We start from the raw sequence: 17308 nt of genomic DNA on the forward strand, positions 1-17308 counted from the left end.
CTGGAAACAAAAGTACATGTCATGTACTTTCATTGCAAGAAACATTTATTTATCTATCTTGGCGCCAGTACATGACATATCTGTTCGATTCGTTAGACTGTGCCCCACCGCTGTTTAGAAGGACGTCACATGACACTGAGCGCCTACCTCCATACCGTCGACCTGTGTGTGCTGTTTTACTGCCGCGCCTCCGGCCAATTGAAGCTGCTGCTGAACAAGCGCGAAGCCGAACCGTTCGCTGGGCACTGGGCATTACCCGGCGTGGTGGTGAATGGCGGCGTGCAAGATCTGAGCCTCCAGGATGCGGTGGAGCGTTTGCGTTCAAGCGACAAGGTCGGCCTGGAGCTAGCCTGGAGCGAGCAAGTGGGCACGGTGGGGGATGCGTTTCGTGATCCGCGGTGCTGGTCGTCGTCCACTTACTACTTGGCGATTGTCGCGGATGAAGTGACGCTGGGTGAGCATCAAGGCTGGTTTTCGCTGGCCACGGTGGCCGATGGCAGCATCAAGCTGCCGTTCGATCACAACAGCATCGTGGCCGCCGTGCAGGAACGCTTGTTCTCCAAGTCGCTGTACAGCAGCTTGCCGTTGATGTTCTTGGGCGATGAATTCAGCGCGCCCGAAGCGACCACGATCTTTTCCCTGGTGCTCGCGCGGCCGGTGTTGAAGACCAGTATTCGCCAGCGTTTGTTGAAGCTGACTGAGGCAGGGTATTTATGCGAGACGGGCCGCAAGAAGAATGGTGAAGGCGGCCGGCCCCAGGCGACGCTGAAGAATCTGAAGCCTGGGGAGGTTTACTTCTTTGATCGCAGTTTTGCCGAGTAGCACCTCTTTCGAGAACAATGAGATTCCAAGGTGGGAGCTGGCTTGCCTGCGATGACGGTCTGTCAGCTATAACCTTATTGCCTGACCCATCGCTATCGCAGGCAAGCCAGCTCCCACATTGGATCTCCTTTTGTCTGAACAGGCTTTAGTTCATCCAGTTGCCGCCATCCACGTTGTACGTTTGCGCCACAACATAGTCAGCGTCTTTGGAAGCCAGGAAAACCGCCATTCCCGTCAAATCCTCCGCCGTGCCCATCCGCCCAAACGGCACCTCATCCCCTACCCGCTTCTTTTTCTCGCCTGGCGCCAGCCCTTCATGCTTGGCGAAGAGCGCATCCACCCCGTCCCAATGCTCACCCTCCACCACACCCGGTGCAATGGCGTTGACGTTGATCCCTTGCTTGATCAGGTTCAACCCTGCCGATTGCGTCAGGCTGATCACCGCGGCCTTGGTCGCGCAGTAGATCGCCACCAGTGGCTCGCCCCGGCGCCCGGCCTGGCTGGCCATGTTGACGATCTTGCCGCCGTGGCCCTGGCTGATCATCTGCCGCGCGGCGGCCTGCAGAGTGAAGAGTGTGCCGGCGACGTTGATCGAGAACAGCCGTTCGAAGCTCTCGCGGGTGATGTCGACGATGGGCGCCAAATCGAACAGCGCGGCGTTGTTGACCAGAATATCCAGCTTGCCGGCCTCGGCCACCACGGCGGCAATTGCATCATCGATGGAGGCTTGGTCGGTGACATCCATCTCTACCGCGTAAGCCTGTGGGCCCAACTCGGCAGCCGTGACCCGGGCTTGTTGCAGGTTGATGTCGGCGATGGCGACCTTAGCACCTTCAGCGATGTAGGCCTGGGCAAACGCACGGCCGATTCCGCGCGCCGATCCGGTGATCAGCGCGCTTTTACCTTCGAGACGTTTCATGAAAATGTCCTGTAGAAATTACTTCGGATAGCCGGCGCGTTTCATCTCGCGCTCGGTAGTGGACTGCGCTTGGTGCAAGGCCTGGTCAACCGACATACCGCCGGTCAGCGCCGCCGAGAACAACTTGCCGACCGATGTGCCGATGGCCTGGAACTCGGGAATGGTCACATACTGGATGCCCACATAAGGCACCGGTTTTGCCGACGGATGCGCGGGGTCAGCGTGTTTCATCATTTCCAAAGTTACTTGGGCAAACGGTGCGGCTTTCAAATACGCCTCGCTGTAGGTGGACTGGCGGGTGCCTGGCGGTACGTTGGTGATGCCTTCTTTGTCAGCGACCAGTTGGATGTAGTCCCTGGAGGTGGCCCACGTGATAAAGGCCTTTGCGGCGTCCTTGTGCGTTGAGGTAGCCGGGATGGCCAGGGACCAGGCGTAGAGCCACGAGGAACCTTTATCCGTGACTTCGGTAGGTGCGGCAGCGAAACCTACGCTGTCGGCGACCTTGCTTTGAGTTTTATCGGTGGTGAAGGAACCGGCCACGCTGGCATCGACCCAGATCGCACATTTGCCACTGTTGAACAGCGCCAGGGTCTCGTTGAAGCCGTTGCTGGAGACGCCCGGCGGGCCGTATTGCTTGAGGGTGTTGACGTAGAAGTTGGCGGCCGCTGTCCACTCGGGGCTGGTCAGCTCGGGCTTCCATTGCTCGTCGAACCAGCGTGCGCCAAAGGCGTTGGCCATGGTGCTCAGCAAGGCGATGTTCTCGCCCCAGCCAGCCTTGCCACGCAGGCACATGCCGTACTGGCCTTTGTCCTTGGCGGTGAGCTTGGCGGCGAACTCGCCGAGCTGGGTCCAGGTCGGGTGCGTGGGCATGCTCAGGCCGGCTTGCTGGAACAGGTCGGTGCGGTAGTAGGTCACAGTGCTTTCGCCGTAGAACGGCAAGGCGTAGAGGGTGTTGTTGACCGACAGGCCCTGGCGCACCGAGGGGAAGATATCATCGGCGTCGTAGTCGGCCGGCAGTTGGGTCAGCGGTTCCAGCCAGTGCTTGGCGCCCCACAATGGAGTTTCGTAGGTGCCGATGGTGAGCACGTCGAACTGCCCGCCCTGGGTGGCGATATCGGTGGTGAGGCGCTGGCGCAGCACATTTTCCTCCAGCACGACCCAGTTGAGCTTGATATCCGGATGCTGTGCTTCGAACACCTTGGACAGGCGCTGCATGCGGATCATGTCGCTGTTGTTGACCGTAGCGATGGTGACGGTGTCGACGGCATAGCTGGGGATGGCCAGCGCCAGGCCTGACAGCAGGAACAACGCTTGCGGGAGCTTGAACATAGCGGTTTCTACCTGTTGTTTTTGTTGTTGAGGGCCAATTACAGCAGCTCGTCCAAGCCCTCCACAAACGCGTGACGAATGCTTGACTGGTACTTTTTTAACCTTGGGCTCGACGTTAAAAAAGTATCAGTGCCAAGCGAAACCGGGGGTAGCGCTCCCACGACCGAGGCGCGTATTTTGGATCGATCCAAGAATCACAAGAAGCCTCCCATGCCTGCCAGCCGCGCCAAGCTGTTCGAGCACCGCCCCGCCGAGCTGGAAGTGATCCTGCCCGAACCGGACCACTGCTTCCGTTGGTTCGAACACGACTACCCCTATGATTTGGCGCGCTGGAACCACCACCCCGAATTTGAAATCCACCTGATCCGCCAAGGCAGCGGCAAACTGGTCGCCGGCGACTACATCGGTGCGTTCAGTGCCGGGCACGTCGCCTTGATCGGCCCCGACCTGCCCCACGACTGGATCGGCGAACTGGCCCCGGGTGAGTACCTGGCCGGTCGCGATGTGGTTTTGCAATTCGACGGCGCCGCCCTCCTCGCCCTGCGCAAGACCCTGCCTGAACTCGGCGACTTGCAGCCGTTGTTCGAGCACGCCCGACGCGGCCTCGAATTCACGGGCGAGACGGCGCTGCAGGCCGCGCGTTTAATGGAAGACATCGGGCGCGCCCATGGCCTGCAACGGTTGATCCTATTCCTGCAACTGCTGGACTGCCTGAAAAACGCCCCGACACCGCAGGTCAAGGCCCTGGCAAGCCCCTGCTACGCGCCGACCCTGGACGCCCGCAGCGCCGAACGCATCAACAAGGCATTCGACTATTTGATGCGCGAGCTCACCGGCGATGTGCGCCTTTCGGTGATCGCGCAGCAGCTGGAAATGAGCGAACCGGGCTTCTCGCGCTTCTTCAAGCGCAACACCGGCCATGGTTTTATCGACTTGATGCGTAAATTCCGCGTGCAGCGCGCCTGCCGGTTGTTGCTGCAAAGCGATATGTCGGTGGCGGACATCTGCTTTGAAGTGGGCTACGCCAACCTGTCGAACTTCAACCGGCACTTTCGTATCGAGATGGACCAGACGCCGAGTGACTATCGAAGGGAAACCGCGATGCATTTGTTTAACCGAATCGAAAAAATGACACCCCGTCAATTCTGACCAAAAGGTTGACTAATCCCGGTTTTTTTCAGGCTGATCAATTGATTGAGCAAAGTTGGTACAGCCTGTGCAAACGTTTGCGGAACGAACTTGCCAGCCAAGTTCTTCCTCACCCGAGGAATCGGGTTCAAACCGCGTACGAATAGGGATTTTCAATGCAACCCACCTCAAGGCGTCCTGCTCCCTTTGGTGTTTCCTTGCTACTGGCCGCCGTTACGGGAGTACTCAGCGTGCCCATTTTGGCGCAGGAAAAACCAGTGGATGACTCAGCACAGGGCGAAACCCTAAGCCCAAAAACCAAGAGCCCTGAAGCCAGCCCGGCAAAAAATAGCCCGTACCTGTCGGACTGGTTCAACCAGGACCTGACATTGATCGGCAGCAAAGACATCAGCTTCGGCCCCAAGCCACAGGATGATGTCTACCTGGAATACGAGTATTTCGGCCGCAAAGGGCCATTCGAGCTGTACGGATACATCGATGTGCCGAAGATCCTCACCATCGGTAACAGCAATGACAAGGGCGTGTGGGACCACGGCTCGCCGGTATTCATGGAGCACGAGCCGCGTATTTCCATCGACTACCTGGCAGGCCGCAGCCTGGCCATCGGGCCGTTCAAGGAATGGTATGTGGCGTTTGACTGGATCTACGACCACGGCAGCCGTAAGGAAAACCGCGCGAACACGCTGTACAGCGGCCTGGGCACTGACATCGACACCCACTCGCGGGTGAACCTGTCGGCCAACTTCTACGGGCGTTACCAGTGGGAGAACTACGGCGCCAGCAATGAATACTCGTGGGACGGTTACCGCGCGCAAATGAAGTACATCGTGCCCATCAGCAAGTTCGACAACGGCGCCTCACTGACCTATATCGGCTTCACCAACTACGATTTCGGCTCAGACCTGCACAAGGACAATCCGGCGCGCACCGCCAATTCCCTGGTGGCCACCAACGTGCTGCTGTACTCGTTCACCCACCTGCGTTTCACCCTGGTTGGCCGTTACTTTCATAACGGCGGCAACTGGGAAGACGGCAGTGAGTTGAATTTCGGCGAGGGCAACTTCCGCGCCCGTTCCGATGGCTGGGGCTATTACGCCGGCGTCGGCTACCAATTCTGATAAAGGAGCATTAGATGAATACGCTGACTCGATTTTCAATCGCCGCGGGCCTGGCCATACTGCCTCACGTGGCAATGGCTGACACGCCGACGCCGATCAAACCCAAAGTGATGCTGATCACCATGTTCGCCCCCGAGGCACAAACCTGGATCGATCGCCTGGAACTCAAGCAGGAAGTGCGCGTACCGGGGCTGTCCGCCGAATACCCGGTGATCCGCTGCAACACCCAGGATGTGTGCCTGCTGGTGACCGGCATGGGTCAGACCAATGCCGCCGCGTCCACGCTGGCCCTGGCCTTGTCTCCCAAGTTCGACTTGCGCCAGAGCTATTTCCTGATCGCCGGGATCGCCGGCATCAGCCCCAAGCATGGCACCATCGGCACCACCGCCTGGGCACACTACCTGGTGGAGTTCGGCACTCAGTGGGAGCTGGATTCGCGGGACGCACCCAAGGATTGGCCGACCGGCTACATTGGCATCAACACCAAGGGGCCCAACGAGAAACCACCGCTGGACTACAAGACCGAAGTGTTCGAGCTGAACCCCAAGTTGCAGGCCAAGGCGTTTGCCTTGTCGCACACGGTTGAACTGACTGAAAGCAAAGCGTCCAGCGCCTGGCGCAAACACTACCCTGCCGCCCCGGCCAACCAGCCACCACAGGTCACCCGCTGCGACACCTTGGCGGGTAATACGTGGTTTTCCGGCACGCGCCTGAGCGAACGTGCGGAAGTCTGGACCAAGTTGCTGACGGACAACAAAGGTGAGTACTGCACTACCCAGCAGGAAGACAACTCCACCTATGAAGCGCTGTTGCGTGCAAGCCGTGAGGGGTTGGTGGATATCCAGCGCTTGGCGGTGGTGCGTGCAGGTTCAGACTTCGACCGCCCCTATCCTGGCTACAGCGAAGTGGACAACCTGCTGAAATACGCGGATCAGGGTGGGTTCGTGCCAGCGCTGGAGAACCTGTATCGCACGGGCAACCCGCTGGTACAGGCAATCCTCAAGAACTGGTCAGCCTGGGAAAAAGGTGTTCCCGAAGCCTAGTAAAGATCAAACCGTGTCAGGGCAGGAAGATGATTTTGTCCGCACTGCCTTGGTTCACGTCCTCGTAGCACTGCAACCCATCAGCCAGCGCCACTTCACGCAGGCCGGTGGGCAGCGGCAGCAAGCCTTCATCAAAAAAGCGCCCGAACTGCCTCAGCATCACCGCGCACTGCTCGCAGTTGTAGAGCAACGAATTGATCCCCACCACCGAGCCGCCCTTGCGGTACAGGGCCAGGGCCGGCAGTTGTACATGGCCATCCACCGGTGCCGCGATGATCGCGATGCGACCGAACGGCGCCAGGCCTGCCACGGCTGGCGGTAGCCAGAAACCGGTGGTGTCGAAGATCACATCGGCGCCGCCCTTGAACACCGCATTGACCTGCGCACCCAATGCCTCCGGTTGACCCAAGGCAATCGCCTCAACGCCCTGCATCTGCAACACGTGGACTTGCTCCGGCCGACGCACAGCGGCCAGCACCTGGGCGCCACGAACTTTCGCCAGGGCCAGGGTCGCGCTGCCCACGGCGCCATTGGCGCCGATGACCAGCAAGCGTGTGCCCTTGGTCACACCACTGCGCTCCAGGGCGTCCCAGGCGGTGGTATACGGCACGCCAAGGCTGGCAGCCTGGGCGAAGCTCAAATGGCCAGGCTTTTGCGCCACGCCCTTGGCCGACACGGTGAGGTATTGAGCGTGGGAACCGTCAGCAAAAAAACCGAGGTCGCGACCAGTGCCCCAGACTTCCTGGCCGAGCAGTTCCTGCGGGCCTTGCACCACAACACCGGCGAAATCACGGCCGGGAATGCGCGGCAGCGTGGTGTAGGGGAAGCGACCAAGCACATTTTTGACGTCACTGGGGTTGAGGCCGGCGGCCTTGATCTGTACCAACACTTCATTGGCAGCCGGCACCGGGGTGGCGACGTCGACGAAGCTGAGGGCGGCGAGGTCGCCGGTGGCGGAAAATTGCAGTGCTTTCATAGCCGATATCCATCGAAGTGAAAAAAACAGATCAAGACAACCAAGCGCCCACCAGCTGTCGGCCCATGGGCCAGAGTTTTTCGCCGAGCAGCATGCCCATCAGGCCGACCAGGGCAATGGCCGGCGGCGCAGGCGAGCGGAAATCCAGGGCGCCATAGATCACGCCGACAAACAGGCCGATGGCGAGAGAAATCAGGTAGTTCATGGGGACGGTGCCTTATGAGTGGATGCGCTCAGTGTAGAGAGCACATTCCTGAAGCATCGGCCAAGTGCTTCAGGCTTTCGGCCAAATCTTCAACCGACGTACTGCGAGGGTGCCACGCCAAGTTCACGCCGGAACATATCGCTGAAACTGCTGGGCGAATAGCCGAGGGAGCGTGCGATAGCACTGACTGGCTGACCCTGGATCAATTCCGCCACCGCCGTAGCCAACTGCACCTGACGCCGCCATTCGGCGAAGCCCATACCCAAGTGGTTCTGGAATAGGCGTGACAAGGTGCGCACGCTGGCTCCGGCCGTTTGCGCATGCTGCTCGAAAGAAATCTCCAGGGAGGGCGCGGCCATAACCGCCTGGCAGGCGTTGATCAGCCGACGGTCTGCCTCCACCGGCATGGCGATGCGGATCTGCGAGCGTCGCGCCCGTTGCAGCTCCAGCAAGGCCAGGTTGACCACGGCGTCGTAATACGCCGCATCGCCGCTATCGCCCTCCTCCACCAGCGTGACGATCAACTCACGCAGCAACCCACCGACCTCGATCACCTGCACCTGACTGTCCAGCGTGGCCGCTAGCGCCGGTCGCAGGTAGATATTGCGCATCTGCAAATCCGAGACCACGCGAATCCCATGCTCCACCCCCGGTGGCAGCCATACCGCACGCTGCGGCGGCACGACCAAGGCTTCGCGCGGCGTCTCGACCCACATCACGCCGCTCATGGCGTAAAGCAATTGGCCCCAATCGTGGCTATGGGGTTCAACATACAACCCACGCGGATAGGTGCGCGCCAGGGGCTGCACGGGAACGGCGTGATCACTGAGGTCGGGCGGCGCGGCCAGGGCCATGGGGGGCACATCTATCAAGGGTGAGCCACCATGGTAATGACCACCGCTCGACAATCCGAATGAATTTTTGCGGCCAGTAGAGATCACTTGGTTATACACGGAGGGTTAATGGGCCAATGAATAATGCAAAATTGTTTGTGATCGACTACATCCTGCACGGTGAACCCAAGTCCTTCATCATCCGCCTGGAAAAGCTCGATACCCTGGAGGCCTGGCACTGGGCGAGTTGTGACGCGGGCATTGGGCGTATCGGCCGTTTCGCGCGCGAGCACGTCAAGAAGACCAGCCAGGAGCAGGCCGAGAAGTACGGCATCACTAATGTGCAATGGCGCCGCTCGGACGCGCGCGCCCAGGCTTGATCAAGGAGCGATAACCATGGTTTTACCTGTACCGGTTCGTGGCAAAGCACGCATTGACTACACCCAGGACACGCTATTCGGGCCGATGGCCAAGCATGTCGAGTGCCAAGTGAGCCTACAGCGCCAACCCGGCCGGATGGTGCTGAAGATATTCCAGCCGTTGCCGGATGACTTGCACTCGGCGCAGACGGTGGTTTTTGCGTTGGAGGGGCGACGCACGAGCGGTGTAGTCAAAGGCAGGCAGCGCCTGTCCGACCATAGCCTCAGGCTTGAACTGGAAACCCAGTAGCCGCAACAAAGCAGACCAATGTGGGAGCGGGCTTGCTCGCGAAGGCTGTGTCAGTCAGCAAATTTGTTGGCTGACACAGCCTTCGCGAGCAAGCCCGCTCCCACAGTTTCGACCGAGTTCAGCCATGGGTTGATTTGGCGCACTCACAGCCCGTAGCAGCCGCACACGGTTCACCATGCGCATGGTGCTCGGCACATCCCTGGCAGCAATAGCCCTTACCGTCTTTCATTACCGCGTCAACGCCCAATACGCACTTGCAGTGCGGGCAGGCACAGGTCTTATCTGGCATGGTCAGACTCCTTTTTCATGGTCGTCGCGGTCTGGCGACTGCCAGCACCTAAAGCAGTGACTGCCAGCCGCCAGCGATGGTTCAAACCATCAGTCGGTGCGGGTATTGCTGCGGTACATGAACACCAGGGCCAGAGCCAGGCAGGCCATCGCCACAATCCGGCTGCCCGATAACTCGATGGCCGGGTTGCCCAGCCAGCCGAAGTTATCGATGAGCATGCCCATGCCCAATTGCCCAACGATCACCGCCACCGTCGCGACGGCCGTTCCGACGATGGGCACCGCGCCGACCATCACCATCATGTACACCACGCCGAACAACGCGCCGGTCAATTGCCATTTCGGCACGTCCAGCAAGCTCACGGCCTGGGCCGGTTCGAAGAAGAAAATCAACAGCGCGGTCGTCAGGGCACCCACCGCGAAGGTCAGCAAGCTACTGCGCAATACACCGACCGCCTGGCCCAGACGCCCGTTGATGGCAGCCTGCACACTCAACACCGCTCCGGCGGCAATCACCAGCACCAATAACACAATCAGGTTCATCGTCTTATCCTCGCGCAATCAGAACAAGTGCCGCCACAATCAACGCCAACGCTATCCAGCGCTCGCCATTGACGCGTTTGCGCGCGGTGCCGAACCAGCCGAAATGGTCGATCAGCACACTCTTGCCCACTTGCCCGGACAGAATCGCGATCATGGTCATGGCGATACCAATGTGCGGCGTAGCCAGGGTGAGTACGACGACGTACATAGGCCCCAGGAAGCCTCCAATCAACTGCCAGCGTGGCAAGTCGGTCAGCGCCGGCCCCTTTTGCGGGCCACTGAACAGCAGCAGCAAAAACAGAATCGCCGAACCCACGCCAAAGATGCTCAACGTTGCCCACAAATGCCCCACCTGCACACCCAGTGGTCCGAGCAAACCTGCCTCTACCGACAGGCCCATGCCCGCCAGGATCACCAGGGGCAACAACAGCAACCGTAGAACGTTTTTTTTCGGCGTGGCCTGCGCCACACCCTCGATAGAACTTGCCTGCATACATCACCTGCGCTTCAAAAGGGAAACATGGCGCGCATTATCCAGTGGCCGTCCTGTGCGATAAATGGGAGTATGCCAACAACACCTTTGCGTACAGCGCACAGCCTGGAGGCAGGATGCACGGTTTGAATGAACTGAGTTTCAAGGCGCTGCGCCTCTTCGTCGCGGTACTGGACCTCGGCAGCTTTTCCGAAGTGGCGCGGCGTGAGGGCCTGGCGCCTTCGTCTATTTCCCGGCAAATACAGCTGATGGAACAGGCGTTGGGGCAACAGTTGCTGTACCGCCACACCCGGGCGGTCAGCCCTACCGAAGCCGGGCGCCTGCTCGGGCGGCATGCACGCCTGGTGCTGGAGCAGTTGGAAGCTGCAAGCCAAGCCCTGCAAGAGCAGGAAAGCGAACCCAGCGGCCTGGTGCGCATCAATGCACCCATGGTATTCGGCCAGCGTCACCTGTCACCGTGGCTGGGCGAGTTATGCCGGCGCTATCCGAAACTGCAACTGGATATCCAGCAAACCGATACGTTCGTCGACCCGCTGCAAGACGGCACTGACCTGCTGTTCCGCATTGGTGTGCTCAACGACTCCAGCATGCAGGCGCGCATCTTCGCGCCCCAACGCTTTCGCATCGCCGCAAGCCCGGCCTACCTGGCCAGGCACGGGACTCCCCAACATCCCGACGAACTGATCAACCACCAGTGCCTGGCCTACAAGGGCATCACCGGACAACAACGCTGGTTCTTCCGCAGAGGCCAAGGCGACTGGACGCCTTATAGCGTCAAGGGCCCGATCACCGGCAACCACGCCGACACCCTAAGCCACGCTGCCGAGCAAGGCCTCGGGCTGGTGGTGTTTCCTTCCTGGTTGATCGGCGAAGGCCTGCGTGCCGGCACTTTGCAGACGGTGCTCACGGAATACGAAGTGGCTACCACCTTGGAACCGCAGCAGATCGCGGCACTGTGGCCAGGGAGCCGACGCATGTCACTGAAGGTGCGCACAGTGATTGATTACTTCGTGGAGTGTTTTGGGGTCGTGCCATATTGGGATCGGTGAGCGATACAGCGCGTGAGGAGCGTGCCTACGCAGGAAGTTTTCTTACTGGAAAAAGTAGGTCCGTTCTGATTTTTCGGGCCAGCATTTCTCTGCTAGACGCGCTGCGGCAGACTTCGCTGACATCTTTTTGGAGACCTGCCATGGACGTCATTTACAACAAAAAATCGCGCTCTGAGCGAGTCGCTTCAGCCAGCGGTCGCGCTGTCTCTGATAGCGCACCTAGTTTTGGCTATATGTGGCCAAAATATGGGGATAACCACATGATTATTGTTCCTTTGGGCGAAGCGAAAAACAATCTGTCAAAACTGGTTGATCAGGCCGCTGCTGGCAAAGTCATCACGATTGCCAAGCATGGGCGTGCGATGGCCCAGCTTGTCCCCGTGGGCAAAGCCAAAGGCCGGAGAATCGGGGCCATGAAAGGGAAATTCGTCATACCCGAAGACTTCGACGCACCGTTACCTGACGATCTACTGGATGCTTTCGAAGGCAACCCAGCGTGAGAGTGCTGCTCGATACCCATATCCTGCTTTGGACACTGACTGATGATCCCAAGCTATCGAGCAAAGCCAAAAAGCTGATTGAGGATGCTGCAGATATTTACATCAGCGCTGCAACATTCTGGGAGATGGCAATCAAGGTCGGGTTAGGGAAACTCACTGTCGATCTGGAGGAAATCCGTTGGTACTGCCTGGAAAGCGGGTTCGTCGAACTGCCCATCACTTCAGAACATACCATTGCGGTGAAGGATCTCGAGCACCATCACAAGGACCCCTTTGATCGGCTCATCGTTGCGACGGCCGTGAGCGAACCGATGAAGTTATTGACGGCCGCCCCCCAGGTCGCCCAGTACACGACGTTGGCGATCCTGGTGTAGAGATTCGCAATGGCTGCACAGCGCCAATCAAAACACCCACTGCGCAATCAACCACGCATTCGCCCCACTGATCACCGCAAACAGGAACCACGCCAGCAACCGTGTCGGCAGCCGATTCACGAACGGCCCCATCAGTTGCTTATCGCCGGTCATGCGAATCAGCGGATACAGCGCAAACGGCAGTTGCAGGCTGAGTACCACCTGGCTGAGGATCAAGAGCTTGCCGATGGCATCGTCGCCCATCAGCCATACCCCGAGAAACGCCGGGATCAGCGCCAGCCCACGAGTGATAAGGCGCCGCTGCCAGCAAGGAATGCGCAAGTTGAGGTAGCCCTCCATGATCACCTGCCCGGCAATGGTACCGGTAAACGTAGAGCTTTGACCGGAAGCCAGCAGGGCCACACCAAACAGGATGCTGGCAAAAGCGCCACCGACCAGCGGGTCAAGCAGGTGGTAGGCGTCCTGGATCTCGACTACGTCGGTGTGGCCGGTCTTGTGGAAGGCGGCAGCGGCGAGTACCAGGATCGCAGCGTTGACCAGCAGGGCCAGGGCCAACGAACCGATGGTGTCGATGCGCGCCAGCTTGACCGCGTCCTGTTTGCTGGCGAGGTCCTTGCCGATCATGCGGGTTTGCACGATGGAGCTATGCAGGTAAAGGTTATGCGGCATCACCGTGGCACCGAGAATACCAATCGCCAGGTACAACGGCGCGGCATCGCTGATGGCCGACAGTGAAGGCGTAAAACCACTGAACACGTCCGGCCAGTAAGGCTTGATCAGTACCAGTTCAATAAAGAAACACACGCCAATGGTCGCCACCAACGCCAGCATGATCGCTTCCAGGCGGCGGAAACCCCGGTTTTGCAGCGCCAGGATCAACAATGTGTCAAAAGCGGTAATCACAATGCCGGTGGTCAGCGACACGCCAAGCAGCAGGTGAAACGCCAAGGCGCAGCCCAGCACTTCGGCAAGGTCGGTGGCGATGATGGAGATTTCTGCCAACACCCACTGGGTGCGGGCGGATCGCTTGCTATAGCGTTCACGGCACAGTTGCGCGAGGTCCTTGCCGGTGGCGATGCCCAAGCGCGAGCACAGGCATTGCACCGCCATCCCTGCCAGGCTGGCCAGCAGCACGACGAATAGCAGGCTGTAACCGTAACGCGAGCCGGCCTCGATGGCCGTGGCCCAGTTGCCTGGGTCCATGTAGCCGATAGAGATCAGCAGGCCTGGCCCGGCGAACATCAACACGCGCTTGAAGAACGAAGCCTTGGGATCAACGGCGACGGAGCCGGCCACTTCCGGCGGGCAAAACGGGGCGGTAGCGATTTTTGGCAGGCTGAATTTCACGCGGTATCCCAGGCAAACACACTCGATAGAGACGCAGCTTATCAGTCAGACGCAACCGTGCGCATCACCGTCTCCCGCGGCAGATCGAACGCTTCGACAACTTGCACCACCAGGTCCATCTCCTGGCTCATCGCTTCGCGCTCCATGCGCTGGCGGATCAACCCAATCACCAGTACTGCCAGGGTGGTGATCGAATACGCAGGGCCGGAAAACGCGCGTACACCGCTCACCAGCAGCATCGCCGCTGCCACAGCCTGACCCACCACCGGAATCGCTGTGGCGGCACCACGGCGCAGGATAAACCCGGTCAGCCCGGCCAACGCCGTACCACTCAACGCAGTGGTGGCTGATCGGCCAACATCGAAACGGCTGAACAGCCCCTGCTCCTTTTGCGCGGCCGCCTTGAGCTCCGCGTCGAACACCTGCCGGTCAGCGTTACTGAGTTTGTCTTTGTATTGTTCGATGAGCTTTTCCGCAACCTGGGCTTCCAGGTCTGCCAATTCGACGGTATCGAGAGGTTCGTCAAACTTGATCCCCAACCGCTGCACCACATCTTCGGCGATCTGGCGGTAACTCACGCCATGGCCGCGGGCCAGGTTCATAAAAGTATCACCGCCCATGCGTTGCAACTCGATGGCCAATTTGAGTGGCTCGCGCACGCTGGCGTCGATTGAAGCGCTGCGCTTTTGCGCCATCAACTCAGCAAGGAACTTCAATTCTTCCGGCCGTGCCTGCACCAGCGCCGGGAACAGTTCCGCGTCCTCTTCGGCAAAACGTACCTCAGTGCTGCGTTGATCGGAACGGATCATGCCGCGTCGCTCGTGCAACAGGTCGGTGTACTGCACCACCGTCCGCAACTGCGGCCAATAGGCGGCGTGGTCGAACGTCGCCAGGTGCACATTGGTAACCTTGGCCTTGAGCGCTGGCGTGACCGGGATCGCATAGCGGCCGATGCAACGTTCGGTATCCGGTTTCATCGCCAGGGCCCAGTCTTTGCTGGAATGGCAGTTGATCACACGCCCCTTGAGCGGTGCCGAGACTTCATCCCACGGGCTCGACGTACAGATCGCGCCGCCCATCAACAACAGGTTGTCCAATGGCAGTTCGCGGGCAGTTTCAGGGCTGGCCAACAGGCTCTTGACCAGAATGCGCGCACCCAGGGAATGGCCGATCAGGTTGATACGCCGTACTTCAAGGGACTCACCGTGCAAGTAGCTGGCGAGTTCCGGTAACAGGCTCCTGGCGACTTCGTCCACCCGGGACTCGACGCTTTTGTAGTGATCGAGGAAATAAGCAATCGCCTTGCCCACCCCCACAGTCGCCGCGCCCAGGTTGCCGCCGCTGAGCATCGCGCCCAGTACATCCTTGAAGGGAGCGAACAAGTTTTCCAGAAAATGCCCCGCCGGCCAGAACAGCATCAGGTTGGTCGAGCCTTCGATGCCCGCCAACTGCGCCTTGAAGCTGCCCAATTGTTGCCGGTTGAAGAACGCCGAATAACCGTGAACGTAGAGATTGAGCACATCGCCCTGAGGCTCGCCACACAGTACGAACGTGGGTTTGCGGGTGCGGTGCATTTCATCCCACTGGTGCTGCATGGGGCGGTGACTCCTGGTGAAAAGGGACGGCGATAGTAACAAAGGGTGAGGCTCAATGCCGTACCGCTGGGGGAAAAGGCACGACGTTGGCGCCCTCCTCCTTTCAGAACATGGAAGCGGCCTTGGACTTGGCCAGGTAGCGCGCTGGCGAATCGCCCAAGTTACGACGAAATACCGACGTGAATGCGCTGGGACTGCTGAAACCCAACTCGAACGCCACCTCGGTGATGGACGAGCCGTGACTGAGTCGCGCAGTAGCCTCCAGCAAGCACACCTGCTGGCGCCACGACACAAAGGTCATGCCGGTGCACTCGCGAAAGTTTCGGGTAAAGGTGCGCCGGCTCATGCTCGACCAATCGGCCATCTCGCAGATGGAGATTCTCTGTGTGGGCGCTTCGAGGAAGCGCTGACAGGAGCGGGCCAGCCGGGCTTCGGAAGGCAACGGCGCGCTAAGGGGCAACTCGGGCATGGCGCCGATTTCATCGACCAACAGGGTCAGCACGCACCGGTCGCGAACGCCGGGAGACGCCGACGGCCCAATCGCCAGCGCCGCTTCCAAAAGGTGGCGCAACAGCGGCGATACGCCAAATACCTGGCAATGGTCCAACAACCCCGTGCGCCGTACCGCGTCGTCGTCCAGGTAGGTATTGAGCATCACCACGTCGCCGCGCATGTGCATCTCGTGGGACACCCCGCCCGGCACCCAGATCGCCCGCTGCGGCGGAACCACCCAACTGCCCAGGTCAGTGAACATTTTCAATGCGCCTGCCGAGGCGTAGGCGAACTGCCCGCGCCGGTGAGTGTGGCGTGGAAACACGGTACCGGACGGGTACTCGCGCAGCGTCACCACCGCTTCGGGACTATCCGGTGTGTAAGGGGTATAGGTGAAAGTCGGCGACATGGCCCGATTTTGTCAAAATATGACCTGGCATAGCAAGCGGGCCATAACGCTGCAACCTAGAATCATTGCTCCCCATGTTGGGCTGATATCGAAGGGGTTTCCGGAAAATGAGTGTCAAAAACTCCCAGCCCGCAACGGTTCGCCTTGAACTGAATTTCCGGCGACACATCGCAATCGCGCTGTGCCGCCTGACCCAAGGAGGGTCCATGCTGAAAAAACATCTGTCGCTTGCGGTGCTCGTCACCCTGGTATGGGGGGTCAACTTTCCCATCACCAAACTGGGCCTGCGCGCTATCGATCCGTTTGTCCTCACCGGCATCCGCTTTGCCCTTGCCGCCTTGCCGCTGGTGTTCTTCATCAAGCGCCCTGCCGTCAAGTTCAGCTATGTGACCGCCTACGGCATTATTTTCGGGCTGGGCATGTGGGGCGTGATCAACTACGGCATCCAGGTGGGTGTGAGCCCCGGTATTGCATCGTTGATCATTCAACTCAGCGTGTTCTTCACCCTGGGCTGGGGCGTTGTGCTGTTCAAGGAGAGAATCCGCGGCGCGCAGATGCTCGGTGCCGTGCTGGCCCTGATCGGTTTGGCGGGAATCATTTCCACCCAGGACGGCAACCATGCGGTGCTCGGCGTCATGCTGATCGTACTCAGCGCAGTAGCCTGGAGCGTGGGCAACGTGATCATCAAGAAATCCGGGGTCAAGGAGATCTTCTCGTTCATGGTGTGGGCCAGCCTGATCCCACCGATTCCACTGTTCCTCACCGCCTGGCTGATGCATGGCGGCGCTGCGTTCGAGGGTTTGCAAGCCAACCTCGACCTGACGGCGATCCTGTCCATCCTCTTCCAGGTGTACCTGGCCACGCACTTCGCCTACTGGGGCTGGAACTCCCTACTCAAGTTGTACCCGGTGTCCACCGTAGCGCCGCTGTCGTTGCTAATCCCGGTGTTTGGCATTACCAGCTCGATGCTGATGCTGGACGAGCGCATTTCCACGCCCAACCTGATCTCGATCGGGACCATCATCGTCGGGTTGGCGGTGGGGTTATACCGCAGGCCGGTGAGCCTGGCGCCGGTCGGGCCTCACGCCGTGATGCAGGCTGATAAGTAACAACGGCAGCAGACAAGCCCAGCACCTGGCCAGGCTTCCGCATGGC

21 protein-coding genes are annotated in these 17308 nt (G+C 59.7%); 10 read left to right on the top strand and 11 right to left on the bottom strand.

Going from position 1 to position 17308, the window contains the following annotated elements; translation table 11 throughout:
• Positions 1–129 precede the first annotated feature (129 nt).
• The gene (locus tag BFP95_RS20920) at positions 130–822 is read left to right on the top strand and encodes an NUDIX hydrolase (RefSeq protein WP_065881366.1); all 693 of its coding nucleotides are present in this window, start codon (positions 130–132) and stop codon (positions 820–822) included.
• Between the two features lie 145 nt (positions 823–967).
• Here BFP95_RS20920 and BFP95_RS20925 read toward each other — a convergent pair whose 3' ends face one another.
• Both BFP95_RS20925 and BFP95_RS20930 read right to left on the bottom strand, forming a co-directional pair.
• Positions 968–1741, bottom strand: coding sequence for an L-iditol 2-dehydrogenase (locus tag BFP95_RS20925; protein WP_065910640.1), 774 nt, complete (start codon positions 1739–1741; stop codon positions 968–970).
• A gap of 18 nt (positions 1742–1759) precedes the next feature.
• The gene (locus BFP95_RS20930; protein WP_065876164.1) at positions 1760–3070 is read right to left on the bottom strand and encodes an ABC transporter substrate-binding protein; all 1311 of its coding nucleotides are present in this window, start codon (positions 3068–3070) and stop codon (positions 1760–1762) included.
• Positions 3071–3280: 210 nt separating this feature from the next.
• Between BFP95_RS20930 and BFP95_RS20935 the strand changes: the two genes are divergently transcribed.
• The 3 genes from BFP95_RS20935 (at position 3281) to BFP95_RS20945 (ending at position 6380) form a co-directional block, all read left to right on the top strand.
• Positions 3281–4219 (top strand): AraC family transcriptional regulator, encoded by a 939-nt coding sequence (locus BFP95_RS20935; protein ID WP_065876165.1) that lies wholly within the window; start codon positions 3281–3283, stop codon positions 4217–4219.
• Between the two features lie 155 nt (positions 4220–4374).
• The gene (locus BFP95_RS20940; protein ID WP_065876166.1) at positions 4375–5337 is read left to right on the top strand and encodes a nucleoside-specific channel-forming protein Tsx; all 963 of its coding nucleotides are present in this window, start codon (positions 4375–4377) and stop codon (positions 5335–5337) included.
• Positions 5338–5351: 14 nt separating this feature from the next.
• Complete coding sequence (locus tag BFP95_RS20945) at positions 5352–6380, top strand: purine-nucleoside phosphorylase (protein ID WP_065876167.1); 1029 nt, start codon at positions 5352–5354, stop codon at positions 6378–6380.
• Positions 6381–6396: 16 nt separating this feature from the next.
• Here BFP95_RS20945 and BFP95_RS20950 read toward each other — a convergent pair whose 3' ends face one another.
• The 3 genes from BFP95_RS20950 to BFP95_RS20955 all read right to left on the bottom strand — a co-directional run bounded on the left by BFP95_RS20950 (position 6397) and on the right by BFP95_RS20955 (position 8415).
• Positions 6397–7356 carry a quinone oxidoreductase family protein gene (locus BFP95_RS20950; protein ID WP_065881369.1) on the bottom strand — a complete coding sequence of 320 codons (960 nt, stop codon included), beginning with the start codon at positions 7354–7356 and terminating at the stop codon, positions 6397–6399.
• A 31-nt stretch (positions 7357–7387) separates the two neighbouring features.
• Positions 7388–7561 (bottom strand): DUF1427 family protein, encoded by a 174-nt coding sequence (locus BFP95_RS29115; protein WP_082224325.1) that lies wholly within the window; start codon positions 7559–7561, stop codon positions 7388–7390.
• An 89-nt stretch (positions 7562–7650) separates the two neighbouring features.
• Positions 7651–8415 (bottom strand): AraC family transcriptional regulator, encoded by a 765-nt coding sequence (locus BFP95_RS20955; RefSeq protein ID WP_065876169.1) that lies wholly within the window; start codon positions 8413–8415, stop codon positions 7651–7653.
• Positions 8416–8531: 116 nt separating this feature from the next.
• On the opposite strand from BFP95_RS20955, the gene BFP95_RS20960 reads away from it, so the two are divergent.
• Together BFP95_RS20960 and BFP95_RS20965 are read left to right on the top strand one after the other, a co-directional pair.
• Positions 8532–8774 (top strand): DUF6555 family protein, encoded by a 243-nt coding sequence (locus BFP95_RS20960; protein ID WP_049708769.1) that lies wholly within the window; start codon positions 8532–8534, stop codon positions 8772–8774.
• A gap of 16 nt (positions 8775–8790) precedes the next feature.
• Positions 8791–9063: a hypothetical protein gene (locus BFP95_RS20965; RefSeq protein ID WP_065876170.1), complete on the top strand. Its 273-nt coding sequence runs from the start codon at positions 8791–8793 to the stop codon at positions 9061–9063.
• A gap of 118 nt (positions 9064–9181) precedes the next feature.
• Here the strand turns inward: BFP95_RS20965 and BFP95_RS29120 are convergent, their stop codons facing one another.
• From BFP95_RS29120 to BFP95_RS20975, 3 genes are all read right to left on the bottom strand, one after another.
• Positions 9182–9352 carry a metallothionein gene (locus BFP95_RS29120; RefSeq protein ID WP_082224326.1) on the bottom strand — a complete coding sequence of 57 codons (171 nt, stop codon included), beginning with the start codon at positions 9350–9352 and terminating at the stop codon, positions 9182–9184.
• Positions 9353–9441: 89 nt separating this feature from the next.
• On the bottom strand, positions 9442–9894 hold the full coding sequence (locus BFP95_RS20970; protein ID WP_065876171.1) for a DMT family transporter: 453 nt from the start codon (positions 9892–9894) through the stop codon (positions 9442–9444).
• Between the two features lie 4 nt (positions 9895–9898).
• On the bottom strand, positions 9899–10387 hold the full coding sequence (locus BFP95_RS20975; RefSeq protein ID WP_065876172.1) for a DMT family transporter: 489 nt from the start codon (positions 10385–10387) through the stop codon (positions 9899–9901).
• A gap of 116 nt (positions 10388–10503) precedes the next feature.
• Here BFP95_RS20975 and BFP95_RS20980 point away from each other — a divergent pair, with 116 nt between their 5' ends.
• The 3 genes from BFP95_RS20980 (at position 10504) to BFP95_RS20990 (ending at position 12310) form a co-directional block, all read left to right on the top strand.
• Positions 10504–11436 carry a LysR family transcriptional regulator gene (locus BFP95_RS20980; RefSeq protein WP_065876173.1) on the top strand — a complete coding sequence of 311 codons (933 nt, stop codon included), beginning with the start codon at positions 10504–10506 and terminating at the stop codon, positions 11434–11436.
• Positions 11437–11576: 140 nt separating this feature from the next.
• The gene (locus tag BFP95_RS20985) at positions 11577–11936 is read left to right on the top strand and encodes a type II toxin-antitoxin system Phd/YefM family antitoxin (RefSeq protein WP_175403072.1); all 360 of its coding nucleotides are present in this window, start codon (positions 11577–11579) and stop codon (positions 11934–11936) included.
• A complete protein-coding gene (locus BFP95_RS20990; RefSeq protein ID WP_065889436.1) occupies positions 11933–12310 on the top strand; it encodes a type II toxin-antitoxin system VapC family toxin in 378 nt (125 codons plus the stop codon). Before BFP95_RS20985 ends, BFP95_RS20990 begins: the two co-directional genes overlap by 4 nt.
• A 27-nt stretch (positions 12311–12337) precedes the next feature.
• On the opposite strand, the gene BFP95_RS20995 is transcribed toward BFP95_RS20990, so the two are convergent.
• The 3 genes from BFP95_RS20995 to BFP95_RS21005 all read right to left on the bottom strand — a co-directional run bounded on the left by BFP95_RS20995 (position 12338) and on the right by BFP95_RS21005 (position 16153).
• Positions 12338–13657, bottom strand: a complete 1320-nt coding sequence (locus BFP95_RS20995) for an Nramp family divalent metal transporter (protein WP_065889435.1) — start codon at positions 13655–13657, stop codon at positions 12338–12340.
• A gap of 41 nt (positions 13658–13698) precedes the next feature.
• Complete coding sequence (locus tag BFP95_RS21000; protein ID WP_065876176.1) at positions 13699–15252, bottom strand: DUF726 domain-containing protein; 1554 nt, start codon at positions 15250–15252, stop codon at positions 13699–13701.
• A 103-nt stretch (positions 15253–15355) separates the two neighbouring features.
• Entirely contained in the window at positions 15356–16153 is a 798-nt protein-coding gene (locus tag BFP95_RS21005) for an AraC family transcriptional regulator (RefSeq protein ID WP_065876177.1), read from the bottom strand.
• A gap of 206 nt (positions 16154–16359) precedes the next feature.
• On the opposite strand from BFP95_RS21005, the gene BFP95_RS21010 reads away from it, so the two are divergent.
• A complete protein-coding gene (locus BFP95_RS21010) occupies positions 16360–17262 on the top strand; it encodes an EamA family transporter (protein WP_065910641.1) in 903 nt (300 codons plus the stop codon).
• Positions 17263–17308: the final 46 nt, after the last annotated feature.

The organism is Pseudomonas sp. 58 R 12 (assembly GCF_900005865.1).
GTDB classification, from domain to species: Bacteria; Pseudomonadota; Gammaproteobacteria; order Pseudomonadales; family Pseudomonadaceae; genus Aquipseudomonas; species Aquipseudomonas tritici.

What these genes read in the sequence shown, in the direction of transcription:
- BFP95_RS29115 (WP_082224325.1), bottom strand. Translation starts at nt 7,561, where the DNA reads ATGAACTACCTGATTTCTCTCGCCATCGGCCTGTTTGTCGGCGTGATC.
- BFP95_RS20985 (WP_175403072.1), top strand. Translation starts at nt 11,577, where the DNA reads ATGGACGTCATTTACAACAAAAAATCGCGCTCTGAGCGAGTCGCTTCA.
- BFP95_RS20935 (WP_065876165.1), top strand. Translation starts at nt 3,281, where the DNA reads ATGCCTGCCAGCCGCGCCAAGCTGTTCGAGCACCGCCCCGCCGAGCTG.
- BFP95_RS20920 (WP_065881366.1), top strand. Translation starts at nt 130, where the DNA reads ATGACACTGAGCGCCTACCTCCATACCGTCGACCTGTGTGTGCTGTTT.
- BFP95_RS20980 (WP_065876173.1), top strand. Translation starts at nt 10,504, where the DNA reads ATGCACGGTTTGAATGAACTGAGTTTCAAGGCGCTGCGCCTCTTCGTC.
- BFP95_RS21010 (WP_065910641.1), top strand. Translation starts at nt 16,360, where the DNA reads ATGCTGAAAAAACATCTGTCGCTTGCGGTGCTCGTCACCCTGGTATGG.
- BFP95_RS20955 (WP_065876169.1), bottom strand. Translation starts at nt 8,415, where the DNA reads ATGGCCCTGGCCGCGCCGCCCGACCTCAGTGATCACGCCGTTCCCGTG.
- BFP95_RS21005 (WP_065876177.1), bottom strand. Translation starts at nt 16,153, where the DNA reads ATGTCGCCGACTTTCACCTATACCCCTTACACACCGGATAGTCCCGAA.
- BFP95_RS20970 (WP_065876171.1), bottom strand. Translation starts at nt 9,894, where the DNA reads ATGAACCTGATTGTGTTATTGGTGCTGGTGATTGCCGCCGGAGCGGTG.
- BFP95_RS29120 (WP_082224326.1), bottom strand. Translation starts at nt 9,352, where the DNA reads ATGCCAGATAAGACCTGTGCCTGCCCGCACTGCAAGTGCGTATTGGGC.
- BFP95_RS20925 (WP_065910640.1), bottom strand. Translation starts at nt 1,741, where the DNA reads ATGAAACGTCTCGAAGGTAAAAGCGCGCTGATCACCGGATCGGCGCGC.
- BFP95_RS20960 (WP_049708769.1), top strand. Translation starts at nt 8,532, where the DNA reads ATGAATAATGCAAAATTGTTTGTGATCGACTACATCCTGCACGGTGAA.
- BFP95_RS20930 (WP_065876164.1), bottom strand. Translation starts at nt 3,070, where the DNA reads ATGTTCAAGCTCCCGCAAGCGTTGTTCCTGCTGTCAGGCCTGGCGCTG.
- BFP95_RS20950 (WP_065881369.1), bottom strand. Translation starts at nt 7,356, where the DNA reads ATGAAAGCACTGCAATTTTCCGCCACCGGCGACCTCGCCGCCCTCAGC.
- BFP95_RS20945 (WP_065876167.1), top strand. Translation starts at nt 5,352, where the DNA reads ATGAATACGCTGACTCGATTTTCAATCGCCGCGGGCCTGGCCATACTG.
- BFP95_RS20975 (WP_065876172.1), bottom strand. Translation starts at nt 10,387, where the DNA reads ATGCAGGCAAGTTCTATCGAGGGTGTGGCGCAGGCCACGCCGAAAAAA.
- BFP95_RS20965 (WP_065876170.1), top strand. Translation starts at nt 8,791, where the DNA reads ATGGTTTTACCTGTACCGGTTCGTGGCAAAGCACGCATTGACTACACC.
- BFP95_RS21000 (WP_065876176.1), bottom strand. Translation starts at nt 15,252, where the DNA reads ATGCAGCACCAGTGGGATGAAATGCACCGCACCCGCAAACCCACGTTC.
- BFP95_RS20940 (WP_065876166.1), top strand. Translation starts at nt 4,375, where the DNA reads ATGCAACCCACCTCAAGGCGTCCTGCTCCCTTTGGTGTTTCCTTGCTA.